This window comes from Brevibacterium marinum (assembly GCF_011927955.1).
Classification (GTDB): Bacteria; Actinomycetota; Actinomycetes; order Actinomycetales; family Brevibacteriaceae; genus Brevibacterium; species Brevibacterium marinum.
In genome coordinates, this window is record NZ_JAATJN010000001.1 from 2,341,697 (window position 1) to 2,359,392 (window position 17,696).

Consider the following 17,696-nt stretch of genomic DNA (forward strand, 5'->3'; position numbering starts at 1 on the left):
TCTTTCGTCTTCAGATACACAGTTCTCAGATCTCGAACTCTTCGATCCTGCGGTCATCGAGCAGTGGAATGATCTGCTCCTTGCCGATGGTTCGAAAGTGCTCGGACTCTCGGTGCACGGCGAATGCCTCGGCCGAGACATAGCGCTCCACAATGAGGATCTCCCCAGGGATCAAACCGGGTGCGTAGAAGTCATAGCCGACATTGCCCTCTTCGCTCCGGCTGGCGGTGGTCAAATCGCGGAGCAACTCCAGTACTCTGGCTTCGTTTCCCTGCGCAGGGTGGTAATGGGCGAGCACCAGATGATGCGCGCACTGGGCGGAATCGGAATTCGTCTGTTGGGTCATCTGCGTTCTGCTCCTCAGCGGGATTGTGTGGTTCGCGGTGAAACGTTTCGGCCGGTATGTCGGTTCAACGGTCGGTAGTCCCAGAGTTCCTTTTGACTGCTCGACACGGCCAGCGCACCCAGGCTGAGCGCGGAACGGATATCGTCCTCGGTGCTCACGAATCCGGCGACGATGAACGGGCCCAGCTCACGAAGGAACTCAGGGGACAGGTGAGGCACCACCGGCCAGGGCATGAGCTGGACGAAGTGGGCGTGGCTGGACTTGACCGTTGCTGCCGCCCGTCGCAGGTTCGATCGGTCGGTGACGAACACCTTCTGCACGGCTAAGAGTCCCAAGTCCGCTGCGCGGCTCACAGCCTGGGTGTGTGTGGAGACGATGCCGGGCACTCCGATGCCTTTGAGATACTCGAGGCCGTCAGCATTGGCGGTCAGCCCCTGCACCGAGTCCACGTTCAGCATCGGCAGCGTAGTGGCCGCCGACAATCGTTCGATGACGGCGCCGACGCGGACCAACGGCAGATTGGCGACGAAGCTGAATCGAGTCGGACGTGCGCAGAACTGTTTCATGTCGTCCTCGCCGAACAGCGTGCCGATCACGGGATTGTCCCGCAAAGTGCTCTCGAGTGTCATCACATCTCCCTCGTTGGCCTCGCCGCCAACTGCCTTCTGCCGTGGTTGTCTCAGAGTCCGAGTTTGCCCGGGTTGAGGATCGACTTCGGGTCCAGCGACTGCTTGAGATCTTTGAGCACCCTGAAGCCCGTCCCCAGTGAGTTTGCCACGTACGGTGCCCGCAGCAAACCGCACCCATGGTGGTGGCTGATGGTCGCATTCTCTTCGATCAGCACACTGTTGACTGTCTGCCACACTTGGTCGTACCAGCCCTGCCTCGCGTCGACCTCGACGGTGCCGCGAAGCGAGAAGTACAGGCACGCGCCATCCACGTATGCGTGCGACTGGTGTGCCGATCCCGCGTTGGTTCCGGGCACCGAATTGATGGCCTTGACCACTCGCTCGTACACCTGGGGGAGCACGGACCAGGGCGCGACCATCTCCAGGGTGTCGGCGACGAATCCGGCACCGGTTTTGAACCCTTCGGCCGATTTGCCTGTGAGATAACGGGTGTCGAGCCACCGCTCGAGGATTGCATCCTGGTCGAGTTCGACAGCATCCTGGCAGACTTCGGCGACCACGGTCATGACCGCGTCGACCATCACCGGATTGCCTTCGTCGGCGATCAGGAGCACGTTCGTTTCTCCGTGGTCGAACTGCACCCCGGACTCGAGTTCGTCGTACAGACGGAGCACGGCAGGATTCGCCCCGCGCTGCAGGATCTCTCGACAGGCCTCGAGGCCGGCGGCGAAACTGGGGAATCCGAACGCCTGCGCCTTCGTGTAGTCGGGCAGCCGATGCACGCGCAGGCTGATCGAGGTGATGACACCGAGGGTGCCTTCGGAACCGACGAACACCTGATTGAGGTCGGGCCCCACGGCCGCACGTGGGCTGCCACCGGTCGTGACGAGGGTTCCGTCGGAGAGTACCACGTCGAGACCGACGACCATGTCTTCGATCTTTCCATAGCGTGTGGAGAGCTGTCCGGCTCCACGGCAGGCCACCCAGCCTCCGACGGTCGAGATGCCGAATGAGGAGGGCCAATTTCCTGCAGTGAACCCACGGTCCTGGAGCCACTGCTCGAACACGTCGCCGAAGATGCCCGGCTCGACAGTGATGATCTGACTGTCCGCATCGAAGTCGAGCACCCCCTGCAGACTGAGCACGTCGAGGACGACGCCACCGGCAGTGGGAAGCGCGGATCCCGTGACGTTCGAACGGGCTGCGGAGGTCGTCACCGGGACATTCGCTGCGTTGCAGGCGGCCATCACAGCCTGAACGGCTGCGACGGTCGAAACTCTGACGATGAGCGTCTCAGGATACTGACCGCGATGGTCCGTCTCAGCGATCATCGTGTCCGCCCACCAGTCGCGCACGCCTTCGGTCACGGCTTGCTGGTCGGTGATGATCTCGTCGATCCCGGCGATCCCGGCAAACGAATCGGCGAACCCTGTCGGCAGTGCTGTTGCGCCGGGGAAGCGTGGCTCGCGGGCCTCCGGAGCGCCGGCTTTCGCGAACTTCGGTATGGTGTGGCCTCCCACGGTGTAGTCACCGCGGTTGTACTTGCGTTTGAGGGCTTCCTTGCTGAGCATCAGACGTACTCCTTGTCGTTGGTGTAGGTGTTCAGAGCTGTGGTTTCCTTGGCGATGTCGTCGAGGTAGTCCGCGAGCTGGGCATCTGCGGCGGCCCGGTCGGTCGTTCCCTCCGCTACCAGCAGATCGGCGACCTTGGGGGCTGCAGCGGCTGCTGCTTCACGGGCGTGCAGACGCGATCGGGTCCGGCGGTCCAGGACATCCGAGATCGTTGTGGCCATCTCCCGGCGGATCGAGTACACGGCCTCGCCGGTCAGATAGGGGAGGCCGTCGACCAGGGGTTCGTCGGCGCTCTGCTCGTTCTCGATGATGTCGGCGACGAAGTGGCTCTCGTTGCCGTAACGCTCGCCCAGATGCGCGACGAGACCGCCTGTGGCAGTGGTCGATTGGGCATCGTATCCGGCACCGCCGAGCAGCGACTGCTTAGCTGTCGCGCATCGTGACTTCGAACCCAGCACCTGGGCGGCGGCGTCGATGGTCTGCTCGGCCATGTGACGCGAGGTCGTGAGTTTTCCGCCGACCACAGTCACCAGGCCATCTGCATCCACGCGGATCTCGTGGTTGCGTTTGACGTCCACTGACTTCCCGCCCGGAGCTGCCGTCAGCGGACGAGTCCCTGCGATGGACCCCAGCACGTCGTTCTCGTCCAGGTCGGTGTTGAGCGCGGTGCGTGTGCCGTCGATGAGGAAGTCCCGCTCGTCAGCCGTGCAGTGGACCTCGTCCAGATCGGCCTGATAGTCGTCGTCGGTCGTGCCCAGCAGCGCGATGTCACCCCAGCGGGTGATGGTGGCTCGGCGCGAACGGCCCGGCACGGGGATCGTCACGGTGCAGTCATTGCGGATTTTGGACCACGGTACGGCGATGTGCACACCTTTGGCAGGACGGATCGGCGGCACGTCTGCATCGGGGTGGGCGCCGTGCCAGTCGCGCAGCCACGAACCCGTCGCCATGACCACGGACTTGGCACGTATGCTCAGCGAGCGTCCCTCGACCGTCTCCGCCTCGACACCGGAGACTCGGCCGCTGTCCCGGCGGATGTCAGCCACCTTCGTGTGGTTCACGACCGTTGCCCCGAAGTGGGCCGCCGTACGCGCGATGGTCAGAGTCAGGCGTGCGTCGTCGACTCTGGCGTCGTAGTACATGAGGCCGTACTTGAGTCGCTCAGTCTTGAATGTCGGGCAGTGGGAGAGCACCTCGTTGGGGGCCAGCTTCTGGTGCAGCACGCCTTCGCGCCAGCCGCCTGCCAGATCATAGGTCCACAGCAGTGCTTCGAAGCCGGCCGCAAGGCGCGGATCGAACACTCCGTTCTCACTGAGCACGGGGAACAGGAACGGCAGCCGTTGGATGAGGTGCGGAGCGTTCTTGCGAAGCCTCTGGCGTTCCAGAAGCGAATGCCTCACGAGCGGCAGGTTCCCCTGTTCGATGTAGCGCAGTCCGCCGTGGACCATCTTCGATGACTTGGAAGAGGTGCCGGAAGCGAAGTCGTCTTTTTCGATGAGCGCGACTCTGAATCCTCGCTGAGCGGCGTCGAGAGCCGCATAACTACCGGTGATGCCGCCGCCGACGATCACAAGGTCGTAGACGGTCGAGTCCAGTTCGTCCAGCATCTCGCGTCGCGAGAAGCCCTGCGGGTTCTCCAAGACCATCGTGGCCCGCGCGTCATTGATCTTTCTGCCCGGAAGGGAAACCATCCGAGTCTCCTAACTCTTGCTGATGTGGTTCTGGATTGGTGGGCACGCGATCATGTCGAGCTGACCGCCGAGGTTGCGTCCGGTTGCCTGCGAACGGGAGGTTCCGACGTATCGAGGTCCCTCAGCTCGGCAGCCACCGCCGCCCGCCAGGCTCCCGTATGTTCGGAGGCTTGTCTCTGGGTGAGCTTTGGTTCGAAGACCTCCGGGGTGCCCATGGTCTGCGCTGCCTCCTGTAGGGAGCCCCAGAGCAGGCCCAGTCCTGCCAGGTATGACGTGCCGCGCAATGTGGCCTTATCGGTGTCCGAATATCGGAGCATCGGCACCCCTGTCAGGTCCGCTTGCATCTGAACCAACGGGTCCGACTTGGACAGACCGCCGCCCACACACAACTGTGCGGGCCGGTCTCCGGCTACCGCGATGTTGGCGTCGACGCTCTGGGCGACGGATTGGGCGATCCCCTCGAGCATCCCGACGGCGACCTGTCCACGTGTAGTCGACAGGCCCATGCCGGAGATCGATGCTCGCACGCGTGTATCGATGACCGGGAGGCGAGTTCCTGTCAAAGCCGGGACGAAACGCGGTACGGGCCCTGACCACAGCGTCTCGTGCGATGCGAGTTCCGTGATCTCGACAGGATCGGCAAACATCCGCATCTGTCGGCACAGCCAGCCGAGGGCCGACCCTGTCGCGGCGGTGAAGTTCTCGACCGCGTGCACGGTCGTGCCGCTGCGCCAGGCCACCGTGCCGGTGACGGCTTCGGGAACCGTCGTGTCCATCGGGATCCGATCGCTGAGGATCTGATCGATGAAGCTGCCAGTGCCGTGGATGCAGGTGGATTGGCCGGCGTCGAAGCACCCCAGCCCCAGAATCGCCCCATGTTGGTCGCCGATGAGAGCCCGGATCGGGAGCTCGACGCCGAGGATGTCAGGATCGAGGACGGCCAGATCCTCGCCGCCATCGTCTCGGATCTCGGCCAGCAGTTCCTCAGGGAATCCGAGCGTGCGGATCCACTCGGCATAGTATCCGCCAGTCTCCACGTCGTAGCCGCCGCAGGCTGCGACATTCGTAGGTGAGGTGATGTGGGTGCGGCCACCGGTAAGCTTCCAAGCCAGCCATGTGTCGACGGTGCCGAACCTCAGGGTGCCTCGTTCGTGGGCCTGGGACACATCGGCTTCGGCTGCGATGCGCTCGGCTGCCCAGAGGTAGGGGGAGCGGACGCCGGCGGTCCGACCGGTGTGAGTTCGCAGTCGTGTGTCCCAGTCGCCGGACAGTCGGCACAATTGTTCCGCGTAGCGGGTGTCCTGCCAGACCATGCCGCGGCCGTATGGTCGGCCGGTCGCAGATTCCCACAGTCCGGCTGTTGCCCGCTGGGTTGCGATCGCCACCGCCACCGTCGTGATGCCGAGTTCGCGAGCGTTAGCATGGGCCTCCCGCAGAACCTCGAGAGTGAATTCCCACAGCAGTTCGAAGGACTGCTCGACCACGCCTGGAGTCGGGCTGCAAGTCTCCAACTCCCGGTAGGAGATGAAAGGAACGTCTCCGGATTCGGTGACGATGGCGGCTCGGGTGCTTGTTGTGCCTTCGTCGATCGCGAGGATCCCGCGCTGGATCGGTGCGGTTGTCACGGTCTGACCTGACTTCCTCCCGTTCCGGAGACCTTCCTCCGGAACCGGGTTCACTAGGTGGAGTGTGCTGGATTAGTGCAGTGGAGCCTGTTGCGGCGGCGATGCGAACTGTGGCGCGTCGGTCTCCTCATCGACATTCACCTCGGCGCGGGTCGGTTCCCATTTGATGACGGTGCACACGATGAACGCGGCGAATGGGAAGATCGCGACGATGAGGAACGTGGGCCCCAGACCGACGGCATCCTGAAGCAACGGGAAGATCAGCAGGCCGAGGGCCGCGCCGAACGCTCCGATCGCGCCGATGAATCCATTGGCCGTGGCGCGCAACTCGGATCGGAACGACAGAGACGACAAGCTCTTCCCGTTCGCGGCCGGGCCGACGGAGTGACACAGGATGAACAGTGACGGCAGTAAGAAGCCCAACCACAGCGGCAGTTTGTCATAGGCGAGACCGAACACCACCAGCACGACGAAGACAATCAGGAAGCCCCACTTCGAGGCGATGCGCTGACCGATCTTGGTCGACAGCCAGGCGGAGGCGAAGCCGCCGATGATGCCGAACACGTTGAATACCAGTGAACCGACTGTGTTGAAGACGAAGTCGGTCCCGAACAGGGCTACCGCGATGATCGGGAGGTACCAGCCCACGCCGAAGTACTGGATCGATTGAACCAGCTGCACGGTGGAGGCGAGAATCGTGCGCGGGAGGTATGTGCCCCGGAAGATCAGACCCAGGTTCTTCACACCCTTGTTCGCGGTGGCCGGCCCCTGCGCCTCGTCGGTGGGAGTCTCCTCGGCGACGAATTTCTCACTGTAGATCCGCGACATCGACTTCGCCGCGCCGACCAGGCGCCCCTTGCGGGCCTGCCACGTCGGTGATTCCACGAGGTACCGCGACTGCAGAATGAGCAGGACCAGGGCGACAACGCCGCAGGCCCCCAACAGATACCGCCAGATCGAGTCACCAGTGCCGAGCTGATAGAAGATTATGGCCAACACCAGGTTGAGCGAGACTGCTGTGTACCAGATGCCCTGCCACGTATTGAGCCGTGCCGCGTAACGTTTGGGAGTGAACTCTGCCAGCATCGCCATGGCGATCGCGAAGTCGATTCCATAGGCCATTCCTACGAACGCGCGACCGAACGCCACCTGGATTACGCCGGTGGCCGTGCAGGCCAGCACGGCTCCCAGCACTGCAAGGACCTTTGCCGCGATCAGCGGCGGCACGCGGCCGATACGATCGGCGATCGCGCCGCCGATCGGGTTGAAGAACAATGCGACCCAAGATGACAGTGAGGTCAGCAATGCCACCTCTCCCGCGCTGAGACTTAAGTCTTCAGTCATCGGGTTCAAGCCCGCACTCATCGCCGAATTGGCGAGTGCCTCGAGGAACAAGCCGCCCAGCAGCAACCACCAGATGATCCCTGCGCGACCCCGAATGCCGGGTCGTGAATCAATATAGTCGGCAACATCGCCGACCCCACGGACTGGAACCTCCATAAATGACCTCCTTGTCGGACCTCCACAGGGCCGGACAAGGACAGAGGAAACAAAAAAGGACAGAATCCGACCACAGGTAGGAGGTCTAAGATTCTTGCCCTACAAGAAGCCACTGTAAAGGAAGCGTGACTTACTGTAAACCTCGCGGCGTGCCTCGCCTCTCCTGACTGCGGTCGGCCTGGTTCGCACAGATGGTTAAGTCCAAGGAGTGAAAGCGTCTTATCGGCTTTACCTGCGAGTTTGCATTTTTTGCAAACCGCCTGTGGTGAAGACTGCGTTTCTGCGTAGTGACCTAGGGCATTCCAAGTTCGTAGTGTCGTCTCCAGTCGAATCAAAGACGATGACAAAAGGAGATCATACGCAATGGATAAGGTGCACACTTCGTCGGCTGAGGCCATTGGTGACATTCTCGCTGGTGCCTCAATCGCCGTCGGAGGTTTCGGACTGGTCGGCGTCCCCGTAACCCTTATTAGGGCACTGCGGGACCACGGCGTCGGAGATCTTGAAGTCATCTCCAATAACTGTGGAGTTGACGACTGGGGGCTCGGAGAGCTGCTCAGCACTGGTCAGATCACAAGAATGATTGCCTCGTACGTGGGCGAGAACCACGAGTTCGCGCGTCGTTATCTCGGTGGTGAGCTCGAACTCGAGTTCGCTCCGCAGGGAACGCTGGCGGAGCGGATGCGCTGCGGAGGCGCTGGCATCCCCGGCTTCTACACCGCATCCGGAGTAGGCACTGTTGTGGCTGATGGCGGCCTGCCCTGGAGATACGACTCGCGGGGGAACGTCATCGTCGAGTCGCCGGCGAAGGAAACTCGGAAATTCGATCATTTCGGTCGGGGCCTCACCTACGTGCTCGAAGAAGCTATCGTCCCCGATTTCTCGCTTGTGCGCGCGGCGAAGGGTGACCGACACGGCAATCTTGTGTTCGAGAAGGCGGAACGATCTTTCAGCCCAGTCGTCGCCACATGCGGCCGGACCACGATTGCCGAAGTAGAAGAACTTGTCGAACCGGGAGAGATCGATCCCGATGAAGTCGACGTTCCAGGAATCTACGTGCATCGGGTTATCGCCCAAACGGCAGAGGTACGCAATGAGCTTCCGATAGAGAAGCTCAGAACTCGTCCGCGCACGGCTGCTTGACACTCCACCGATCACAGAAAGGACTCACCATGGTTTGGACACGCAACGATATGGCCGCGCGTGCGGCGAAGGAACTTCCTGCAGGCGGGTATGTCAATCTCGGAATCGGATTGCCTACCCTCATTCCGAACTTCCTGCCCGATGGCCGTGAAATCATTATGCATTCCGAGAACGGAATTGTCGGTGTCGGACCCTATCCGTATGAGGGGGAGGCGGACCCCAAACTCATCAACGCGGGTAAGGAGACTGTGACGGTGTTGCCCGGAGCGGCCTACTTCGATTCGTCGATGAGTTTCGGCATGGTGCGCGGCGGCAAACTCGATGTTACGGTTCTCGGCGGTATGCAGGTCTCCGCTCATGGAGACCTGGCCAACTGGACCGTTCCCGGAAAGATGATCAAGGGACCCGGTGGAGCGATGGATCTGGTGCACGGCGCCAAACGAGTCATCATTCTAATGGAACATCTGACCAAGGACGGGGACCACCGCGTCCTGGAGGAATGCACTTTGCCGCTGACCGGCTGCGGGGTGGTGTCCATGCTCATCACCAACTTCGGCGTCATGGACGTTTCTCGCGAAGGGCTCATCCTGCGTGAGATCGCTGAAGGACTGACCGTCGACGAAGTCGTCGACGCCACCGGTGCGCCTTTGACTATTGCCCCTGAACTCCTGGGCATCGCCAACGGTGATCGTGCTGCGGACGTCACAATGGACCGCGACGGTGAGCTGGTATGAGGGGCGCGGCGATCGTAGGCGCGCACGAGCTCCCGCCCCAACGCACTACGCCAGGTGTGACAACCCTCGAGATGATCGCACGCGTCAGTCGGGCAGCTGTCTTCGATGCCGGTCTGACTCCTCAAGACATCGATGGACTGATGATCGGTCCTCAAGTGGGAGAGACTCCCCAACATGCCCCGGCCGCACTCTCCGAGTACCTCGGCCTCCAGCCTCGATTCGCCGATATCACAGACCTGGGTGGAGCCACGGGGCCGGGCATGGTCTGGCGAGCGGCAGCGGCCGTCTCCGCCGGGATGGCAGACACGGTGCTATGCGTCCTCGGTAATGCCCGAGATCCCGAACGTCCGCCCCGCTCGCCAAATCGCAATCCGATCCGCGAGTTCGACGTGCCATACGGTGCCAGTGGCGCCAACCAGGCGTATGCGATGGTTGCCCAGGCTCATATTGCTGAATTCGGCACCACTGCCGAGCAGTTGGCACAGGTTCCGGTCAAACAGCGGGCGAACGCGATGCTCAACCCGCACGCTGTCTTCCATGGAAAGGAGATCACTGTCGATGATGTGATGGACTCACCAATGGTGATGTCGCCCCTCCACCTGCTCGAGGTGGTTATGCCCTGTGGTGGCGGAGCGGCAGTCGTCGTCACTTCGACCGAACGGGCGGTTGACCTACCCCACGATCCGGTCCACCTGCTCGGCGCAGGTGAGATGGTGACGCATCGGGCGCTTTCTCAGGCACCACAGCTGACAACTTCGCCCCTGGCACCGGCAATCAGCCATGCCTACCGCATGGCTTCTGTCTCCGCCTCGGATCTCGATTTCCTATCGATCTACGACTGCTATTCAATCGTTGTCGCAGAGACCCTCGAAGACGCTGGGATCTGCCCGAAGGGTGAGGCCGGCCCCTGGCTTGAGCAGGCCGATTTCTCGATCCGATCCGAACTGCCGATCAATCCTCACGGGGGACAGCTCTCGACCGGGCAGTCTGACCTGGCAGGGGGTATGGGCCACGTCGTCGAGGCTGTTCTCCAGCTGCGCGGAAGCGCCACCGGGCGTCAGATCGCAGACCCCGAACTGGCTCTGGTCACAGGCAACGGCGCGACCCTCAGTGAAGAAGTCGCACTGATTCTCAGCAGCTCGAAATCATGACTATTGGAGCAAATGATATGCCACCAGATACGACGATGACGGGCAACCGTCCGGTAACCACAACGACTAGATACACTACCCCTGAGATCCCGCGACCAGGACTCGTCACGACGCCCCTAACGAAGCCGTTCTGGGATCGGGCGAACGACGGTGAGCTCCTCATGCAGAGCTGCCTCGACTGCGGACATCGGCAGCATTATCCGCGAAATCTCTGCACCATTTGCTGGTCGGAGAATCTCACCTGGATGATTGCATCCGGCAGGGGAACAGTGTGGACGTTCACTGTCGTCGAAAAGCCCGGGCATCCGGCGTGGGCGGCCGAGACCCCGTATGTGATCGCTCTGGTCGAACTTGAAGAAGGTCCGCGACTTACGGCCCGGATCCTCGACTGCCCCACCAATGAGGTGGCTGTGGGAATGGCAGTCTCGCTCCGTCCCACCTGGGACGACCAGCTCAATCAGACGCTCCTCAATTTCGCACCCACTGCTGTGTAGAAGCTCATCCGACAGGGACTACGAGCTCCCGACTGACAAGGAGGTCAGGAAATGACAAATGCGAGTTCATCAAACCTGCCAGCACAATCCCCGGAAATGGTGCGGCGCGCCAAATGGGGTAGTTTCATCGGCACGGCTATCGAGTGGTACGACTTCTACCTGTACGGAACTGCCGCGGCACTCGTCTTCAGCCAAGTCTTCTTCACAGACTTCAACGGCCCCACCGGAACGCTGCTGTCTCTCATGACATTCTCAGCCGGATTCGTCGCACGCCCACTGGGCGGCATCGTCATGGGTCACTTCGGTGATCGCATCGGACGCAAATCGATGCTCGTTCTTTCGCTGATGATGATGGGCAGCGCAACTACGCTGATTGGTTTCCTGCCGACATACGCGACGATCGGTGTTTGGGCACCCATCCTGCTTGTCGTCCTTCGTGTCATCCAAGGGTTCGGAGTCGGGGGCGAATGGGGTGGCGCAGTATTGGTCGCTGTCGAACACGCGCCCAAGACGAAGAAGGGGGTCGCCGGGTCCTGGCCGCAGGTCGGAGTGCCCGTCGGGCTCTTCATGGCCAACGCCGTCTTCATGATCACAAACTTCATTATCGGTTCCGAGGCATTCGTCGCTTGGGGGTGGCGAATCGGCTTTCTCGGCTCGGCACTGCTCATCGCTACCGGGCTCATCATCCGGCTCAAGATGGAAGAGACTCCTGATTTTGCCCAGGCTAAAGAGAAAGACGACATCGCGAAGTTCCCTGTCGCGGATATGCTTCGCAGCCAATGGCGTCGGCTGCTCCTGGCAACCGGAGTGAAGATCTCCCAGAACGCTATCTTCTACATCCTCACGGTCTTTACCCTTACCTATGTCGGCGAATCGCTGGGAATGTCTGACGACGTGGCCCTCGGCGGAGTGATGGTCGCCTGCGTAATCAGCGTGTTCACGCTCATGCTGTTCGGTTGGGTCTCGGACCAGTTCGGTCGCCGCCGGACCTATCTGTTTGGTGCGGTGGCCTCCGGCCTCTTCGCCTTCCCGATGTTTGCTCTGCTCGACACTCGCAACGTCATTCTCATCGCGTTGGCGATTGTCATCGGATTCGTGTTCCATGACTCGATGTACGGTCCGCAGGCGGCATTCATGTCAGAGATGTTCGACACGAAAGTCCGTTACACCGGTACCTCGTTGGGTTACCAGCTGGCGTCCACCATTGCCGGTGCCGTCTCACCAGTGTTGGCAGTGTATCTGCTGCAGGTCGCCGGTGGGCGTCCATGGCTGGTGGCCGTCTACATGATCGGTGCCAGCATCATCAGTGTCCTTGCGACACTGATGGCTCCAGAAACTCACCGGGGCAACCGACGCAAGCCGCAAACGGGCGATGCGTCTAATGGGGCCACTGCCGATCACTCAGATAACTCGGCCGCACTGGGGCGAACTGCTTCAACTGCACGTTCGGCAGTCCGTTCAACCGAGCAGAAGATAACTGAGCCGCAGTGACGACCGCAGCGCGGAAGTGGCGACAGATGCTGCTGCTGGCGGCTGTTGAAGTCATGGGGCTGACAGTGTGGTTCTCTGCCACAGCAGTATCGCCGTCACTCCAGGACGAATGGTCGATCGATTCGCTTGGCGCAGTTTGGTTCACGGCCTCCGTTCAGCTGGGATTCGTCGCGGGCGGGGTCACCTCCGCCCTGCTGACGCTGGGTGATAGGTTTCCACCGCACTTCGTCATCGGCTCAGCCGCTTTCGGTGCCGGTCTGTCCACAGTCATGCTCGCGATTGCGGCAGACGGGTTGTGGCCCGCGATCGTACTGCGTTTCCTCACCGGGATGTTCTTGGCCGGGGTGTATCCGATTGGTATGAAAGTGATGTCGACATGGGCTTCGCCGCGTCAGCGTGGCATCGCGTTCGGGCTCCTATTGGGAGCACTGACCGTGGGATCGGGACTGCCTCACTTGATCTCCGGGCTGGGTGACCGATTGCCATGGAGAATGATCATGGTCATCGCAGCTTGCATTGCCATCGTCGCTGGCTTCATCGCGGTGATGTGGATTCGTCCAGGAGAGCATGGAGGCGGGACGACTGCACGACCGAAGATTCGATATGCCTGGGAGGGTTTCAGAACACGGGCTCCGCTGTTGGCCAATCTCGGCTACTTCGGACACATGTGGGAGCTGTACGCATTATGGACCTGGTTGCCGACCTACCTGCTCTTCAGCCAGAAGAACATGGGCGAGGCAACGAATTCCGGTCAGATCGGCCTGTGGGCATTCATCGCAATCGGAGCAGCAGGACTGGCCGGCTGTCTGATCGGAGGGTGGATCGCCGACAGATTCGGCCGCAGCGCGGCGGCGGTGTCTGCGTTGGTCGTCAGCGGCATGTGCTGCCTGCTCTCACCGGTCATGTTCTCCGTCGCCGAGCCGTTGCTGCTCGTGTTCCTCATCGTCTGGGGCGCCTCGGTCATCGCCGATTCCGGTGTCTTCTCCACTGCGTTGAGTGAGAGCGTCGATCCGAACTACGTCGGTACCTCCCTGACTGCCCAGACCACCATCGGTTACCTCATCACCGTCATCACTATCCAACTTGTACCGCTGACGGCGAACCTCTCCAGTTGGCAGTTTGCGTTCCTCATTCTGCTGCCGGGCCCGATAGTCGGTGCGATTGCCATGCATATGCGACGTCGCGAACAGCCCGATAGCCGTACAGAAGACGAACCCGTCGGCGAAATCGTCGGCACCACCAGAAGAAGTATTAAGCAGAACGAATAGGAGAACCACTCATGACGAACAACCCAGTAGCCGGACAGACTGCCGAACTCACTCGGACCGTCACCCGTGACGATATCGTGAAATTCACCGACATCAGCGGGGACAGGAACCCCCTCCACTACGACGATAACGCCGCCAAATCCTCGAAGTTCGGCGAGATCGTCGTCCAAGGCGGAATCACCAGTGCCATCCTCAACGCCGTTGTAGCAGAGGAACTGCCTGGTCCCGGAACCGTCTTCCTCAGCGTCAATTGGGACTTCAAAGCCCCGGTGCGCCCCGGCGACACCATCACCGGACGAGTCGAGGTCATCGAAGCACGGTCCGATAAGCCCGTGACGAAGCTCAAGACCCAGGTCGTCCGCGGCGACGGAACGATCGCCCTTGACGGTACGGCCGTGTGCTACACGATGTCTTTCGACTGAGTGACTCGAGCGTTAACCACCGCACTACTAGGCCAGATCAATTGGCCAGGACACGAACAAGGAGCAGATATTGTCCACAACAGCACGTAAACCTGTGCTCGTCAGCGCCGCACGGACACCTGTGGGAAAATTCAACGGTGCACTGAAGACCGTCGACCCGCTGGACCTCGGGGGCGCCGCCGTCGCCGAGGTGATGAGAAGCTCCGGAGAAATCGTCCTCGACCATGTCATCATGGCCAACATCGTTCAGGCCGGAAATGGTCAGAACCCGGCTCGTTCAGCAGGGCTGCGAGGAGGCGTGGAGACGACGGTTCCTGCGATCACACTGAACAATGTGTGCTTGGCGAGCATGTATGCGGCTGGTATGGCGTCCAATCTGATCAAGTCCGGTGAGATGGACGCGGCAATCGTCGGCGGTTTCGACTCCATGAGCCGCGCTCCACATGCTGTGCAGCTGCGGCAAGCACGAGCGGTAGGCGATGAGCCTGCTGTCGATCTGTTGATGAAGGACGGGCTGTGGTGTGCCGTATCCGACTCCGGGATGGGACCGATCGCGGACCGGGCCAATGCCGATATCGGCATTTCACGAGCTGCCCAGGACGAGTACGCCGTCGAGAGTCATCGTCGTGCCCACTCTGCGACTGAAGCCGGACGTCTTGCCGATGAGATCGTGGCGTTAAACGAACTTGCGACAGACGAGGGAATTCGTCACGACTCATCAACAGACCGCCTGCAACGGCTGCGGCCGGCTTTCACTGAGGGCGGCACAGTCACGGCGGGAAACGCATCGCAGATGTCGGATGCCGGTTCTGCAGGTTTGATCATGACCGAAGCACTCGCCCAAGCTCACGGACTCGAACCCATTGTCGAATTCGTGGGCACCAGCACGGTGGCAGGGCCGGATCCGTCATTGCACCTCAAACCGGCATCTGCTGCTCGGAAGCTTCTTGAGAAGACCGGACTGCACGTGAGCGATATCGGACTCTGGGAGGTCAATGAAGCCTTCGCCGGTGTCGCCCTCGCCACCGCACATGACCTCGAGGTCGACTTGGGCATCGTTAACGTCAATGGAGGCGCCATCTCGATCGGTCATCCGCTGGGCGCGTCAGGGTTCCGCATCACGATGAGCTTGGCATTTGAGATGCGAAGGAGAGGCGTCGATCACGGTATCGCGACGATGTGCGGCGGAGGTGGTCAGGGGCAGGCGATCCTATTGCGACTGCGATGAGAAGATGATTCTATGACTGAAGGGGAAGGTGCTTCATGGCAATTGGCTGATGACTCATTGACGGCTACTGTCGTCGACTACCTGCAGACTCAGGCCGAGAAGATAGGCGCGCTCCTGGTTGACGCCTACAAGGCAGAGATCGTCGACTATCGATCTCTCCCGGAGGGGTTCATCGATAGAGACGTGGCCGAGATGGCGCGCCGGAATCTGCTCACTCTTCTGAGCTGGCTGTCGGGAGAGGTTGACGAGAAGCGCAGCCTAGAAGAGTTTCGCAATAGCGCGGTGCGCCGCTTCCGTCAGGGTGTGTCGGTCCAATCACTTCTCCATGCATATCGAGTATGGGGGCAGGTGGTTTGGAGCGAAATCTCTCAGTTGCCAGAATGTCAGGCTTCTCCCTCAACCGGATTCGCCGTCGCTGGGGAAATAATGCGCTACGTCAATAGCGTGTCGCTGGCGGTGGCGAATTCCTATCTCGAGGAATCGGAGAACGTCATCCAAGACCGGCAGTTGGCCGAGCGTGATGTGCTCGAAGAACTCATTTCCGGATCTCCGCTATCGGCACGGGTGAACAGTTACCTTTCACGTCTCGGGATGAGGTTGGGCCAACAGCATTGCGTTGTCCTTCTGCGTAGGCGTCATTCGGCTGTTGCCGAACCGCATTCGACTCGCGATAGCCTATCCGCCGTGCGTCGTTTGCTCCCGAACGCACCGTCACAGCGCCCATTGGTCGGAATGCGGGAGGAAGAAATCGTGGTCGTCCTTCATGCTTCAGGTCCACATGGAACCGATATTCGCGAAGTGGCCAACACTTTGGCGGCAGAACTTGAAGGTCTAGTGGTCGGGGTCAGCCGGGTGCGTGGTGGCGAGCAGGGCATCTCGCTGGCCTATGGTGAAGCTGCGGATGCTGTGCGCGTAGCTGACTTTCAGAGCGAGCGTCGAGCGTTCTTTTATACCGATGTCCTGCTGCAAACTGTGATTGAAAAGTCTGGACTCAGTGGTGCGATTCTCAGCGAGACATTTGATCCGCTTGCTGAGTATGACCGTCGACATAGCTCGGACCTTGTGCAGACACTGCAGACCTATATTTCCCATCGTTTCAATCTCACGAGGACCGCTGAACAGCTCAATGTGAGACCGAATACCGTTCGCTACCGCCTTGAGCGAATCAAGGAGGTCTCGGGCAGAGACGCGAACCAGTCGGATGACTTGGTTCTTTTAGCGCTCGGTGCGAAAATCACGAGCCGCACTGCAGGAGAGACGCATGACCGGATATTCGAGTGAGAGTTACAGCGTTCAGATCTCCTGAGAATCGAGACGAGTGGATTCAACATCTCCGAGATCAAGAACACGTTCGTGTCGATGGTCGAGGCAGGTATTGAGGCGATCATTTCGAGTGCGTTTATCTTAATCGCACTGGTCTGCTAGCCGTCGGCTGTCCTGAACTAAGTTTGCCTCAGCGCGTACTACGATGCGAACGGCGCCAAGTGAAGCGACCATGCTCCCTTCAAAGTGATCGATCTGCTCTCAGAAGACCGATCTGCGACGTTCCACGCCTGCTCGTAACCAATTGCTGTCACGCCGCCATGTCAACCGATGCCAGTGGTGGGCCTTGAGCAGCTCATATTTGTCCGACCGAACCTCACTACGTCTCAAATTTCCAACTTGATAGGACAAGTGGGCAGCTGTACTGTCAACCTATGGACGATTTGTTTCGGAGCATCCAGCGCGACCTTCAACGGCAGATCCGCTCAGGAGAACTTCCCGAAGGAGCGAAACTCCCCAGCGAGAATGAACTCTGCGCGCGGTACTCGGTGAGTCGGCCGACGGCACAACGCGCACTCAACGAGCTTGCCGCCGAGGGGGCCGTCGTGCGCCAGAAGGGCCGCGGGACATTCGTGGCAACCTCGCGGCAGCAGATCAACCTTCTGTCATTCACCAACCCGGCCGTAGCCCGTCACGGCGGTCCTGGGCGGCACGAAGTGCTCTCGGCCCAGGTGACTGTCGCTTCCGACGCCCTGTTACCGCTCCCTGGAGCTGCCGCCGAGACCGCCGTCACCGAAATCGTCCGTCTGAAGTTCGATGCTCTCGATCGTCCGCATGCGCTCGAGACACACGTCATCCTGTTCTCCACCGCACCGACGATCCTCCGCCAGAAGCTCGAAGACCTCGTCATCCTCGACCATCTGAAGTCCAATGATGTCGATGTGGATACCATTCGCGTCTATTTGGAGCCGACACTCGTCAGTGACCGTGAAGCCCAACTGCTCACGTGCGAGACGGGCACACCAGCGCTGAGGCGTCGCCGTGAGCTACGTGCACCGGACGACCAGGTACTGGAGACGACAGCAACCTTGGTCCGACCAGGGACCTCCGAGTTCTACATCGAACTGCCCGCCAACTGAC

At 60.8% G+C, this 17,696-nt stretch carries 16 protein-coding genes and 1 pseudogene; 11 read left to right on the forward strand and 6 right to left on the reverse strand.

Annotated elements, in window-relative coordinates; translation table 11 throughout:
- Positions 1-25: 25 nt before the first annotated feature.
- The 6 genes from BKA07_RS10330 to BKA07_RS10355 form a co-directional block, all read right to left on the reverse strand.
- Positions 26-346 carry a putative quinol monooxygenase gene (locus BKA07_RS10330; RefSeq protein ID WP_167950828.1) on the reverse strand — a complete coding sequence of 107 codons (321 nt, stop codon included), beginning with the start codon at positions 344-346 and terminating at the stop codon, positions 26-28.
- Between the two features lie 14 nt (positions 347-360).
- Positions 361-975, reverse strand: a complete 615-nt coding sequence (locus BKA07_RS10335; protein ID WP_167950829.1) for a glycerol-3-phosphate responsive antiterminator — start codon at positions 973-975, stop codon at positions 361-363.
- A gap of 50 nt (positions 976-1,025) precedes the next feature.
- On the reverse strand, positions 1,026-2,546 hold the full coding sequence (locus BKA07_RS10340; protein ID WP_167950830.1) for an FAD-binding oxidoreductase: 1,521 nt from the start codon (positions 2,544-2,546) through the stop codon (positions 1,026-1,028).
- A complete protein-coding gene (locus BKA07_RS10345; RefSeq protein WP_167950831.1) occupies positions 2,546-4,237 on the reverse strand; it encodes a glycerol-3-phosphate dehydrogenase/oxidase in 1,692 nt (563 codons plus the stop codon). The genes BKA07_RS10340 and BKA07_RS10345 overlap by 1 nt, the downstream gene beginning before the upstream one ends.
- A 50-nt stretch (positions 4,238-4,287) precedes the next feature.
- On the reverse strand, positions 4,288-5,862 hold the full coding sequence (locus BKA07_RS19800) for an FGGY family carbohydrate kinase (protein ID WP_167950832.1): 1,575 nt from the start codon (positions 5,860-5,862) through the stop codon (positions 4,288-4,290).
- Between the two features lie 72 nt (positions 5,863-5,934).
- Positions 5,935-7,362, reverse strand: a complete 1,428-nt coding sequence (locus tag BKA07_RS10355; RefSeq protein ID WP_167950833.1) for an MFS transporter — start codon at positions 7,360-7,362, stop codon at positions 5,935-5,937.
- A gap of 363 nt (positions 7,363-7,725) precedes the next feature.
- Between BKA07_RS10355 and BKA07_RS10360 the strand changes: the two genes are divergently transcribed.
- The 11 genes and pseudogenes from BKA07_RS10360 (at position 7,726) to BKA07_RS10405 (ending at position 17,695) form a co-directional block, all read left to right on the forward strand.
- Positions 7,726-8,505 carry a CoA transferase subunit A gene (locus tag BKA07_RS10360; protein WP_167950834.1) on the forward strand — a complete coding sequence of 260 codons (780 nt, stop codon included), beginning with the start codon at positions 7,726-7,728 and terminating at the stop codon, positions 8,503-8,505.
- 29 nt (positions 8,506-8,534) lie between these two features.
- Positions 8,535-9,239: a 3-oxoacid CoA-transferase subunit B gene (locus tag BKA07_RS10365; protein WP_167950835.1), complete on the forward strand. Its 705-nt coding sequence runs from the start codon at positions 8,535-8,537 to the stop codon at positions 9,237-9,239.
- 71 nt (positions 9,240-9,310) lie between these two features.
- Complete coding sequence (locus tag BKA07_RS10370; RefSeq protein WP_209043934.1) at positions 9,311-10,390, forward strand: thiolase family protein; 1,080 nt, start codon at positions 9,311-9,313, stop codon at positions 10,388-10,390.
- Between the two features lie 35 nt (positions 10,391-10,425).
- Positions 10,426-10,617: pseudogene (locus BKA07_RS19940) on the forward strand (zinc ribbon domain-containing protein); the annotation flags it as partial.
- Positions 10,618-10,635: 18 nt separating this feature from the next.
- A complete protein-coding gene (locus BKA07_RS19330) occupies positions 10,636-10,884 on the forward strand; it encodes a Zn-ribbon domain-containing OB-fold protein (protein ID WP_245161916.1) in 249 nt (82 codons plus the stop codon).
- A gap of 51 nt (positions 10,885-10,935) precedes the next feature.
- On the forward strand, positions 10,936-12,375 hold the full coding sequence (locus BKA07_RS10380; RefSeq protein ID WP_167950837.1) for an MFS transporter: 1,440 nt from the start codon (positions 10,936-10,938) through the stop codon (positions 12,373-12,375).
- Positions 12,372-13,643: an MFS transporter gene (locus BKA07_RS10385; RefSeq protein WP_209043936.1), complete on the forward strand. Its 1,272-nt coding sequence runs from the start codon at positions 12,372-12,374 to the stop codon at positions 13,641-13,643. Before BKA07_RS10380 ends, BKA07_RS10385 begins: the two co-directional genes overlap by 4 nt.
- 11 nt (positions 13,644-13,654) lie before the next feature.
- Positions 13,655-14,065 (forward strand): MaoC family dehydratase, encoded by a 411-nt coding sequence (locus tag BKA07_RS10390; RefSeq protein ID WP_167950838.1) that lies wholly within the window; start codon positions 13,655-13,657, stop codon positions 14,063-14,065.
- A 70-nt stretch (positions 14,066-14,135) separates the two neighbouring features.
- Positions 14,136-15,293: an acetyl-CoA C-acyltransferase gene (locus BKA07_RS10395; protein ID WP_209043937.1), complete on the forward strand. Its 1,158-nt coding sequence runs from the start codon at positions 14,136-14,138 to the stop codon at positions 15,291-15,293.
- 12 nt (positions 15,294-15,305) lie between these two features.
- Positions 15,306-16,574 carry a PucR family transcriptional regulator gene (locus tag BKA07_RS10400; RefSeq protein ID WP_167950839.1) on the forward strand — a complete coding sequence of 423 codons (1,269 nt, stop codon included), beginning with the start codon at positions 15,306-15,308 and terminating at the stop codon, positions 16,572-16,574.
- 416 nt (positions 16,575-16,990) lie between these two features.
- Entirely contained in the window at positions 16,991-17,695 is a 705-nt protein-coding gene (locus BKA07_RS10405) for a GntR family transcriptional regulator (protein ID WP_167950840.1), read from the forward strand.
- The last annotated feature ends 1 nt before the right edge of the window (position 17,696 follow it).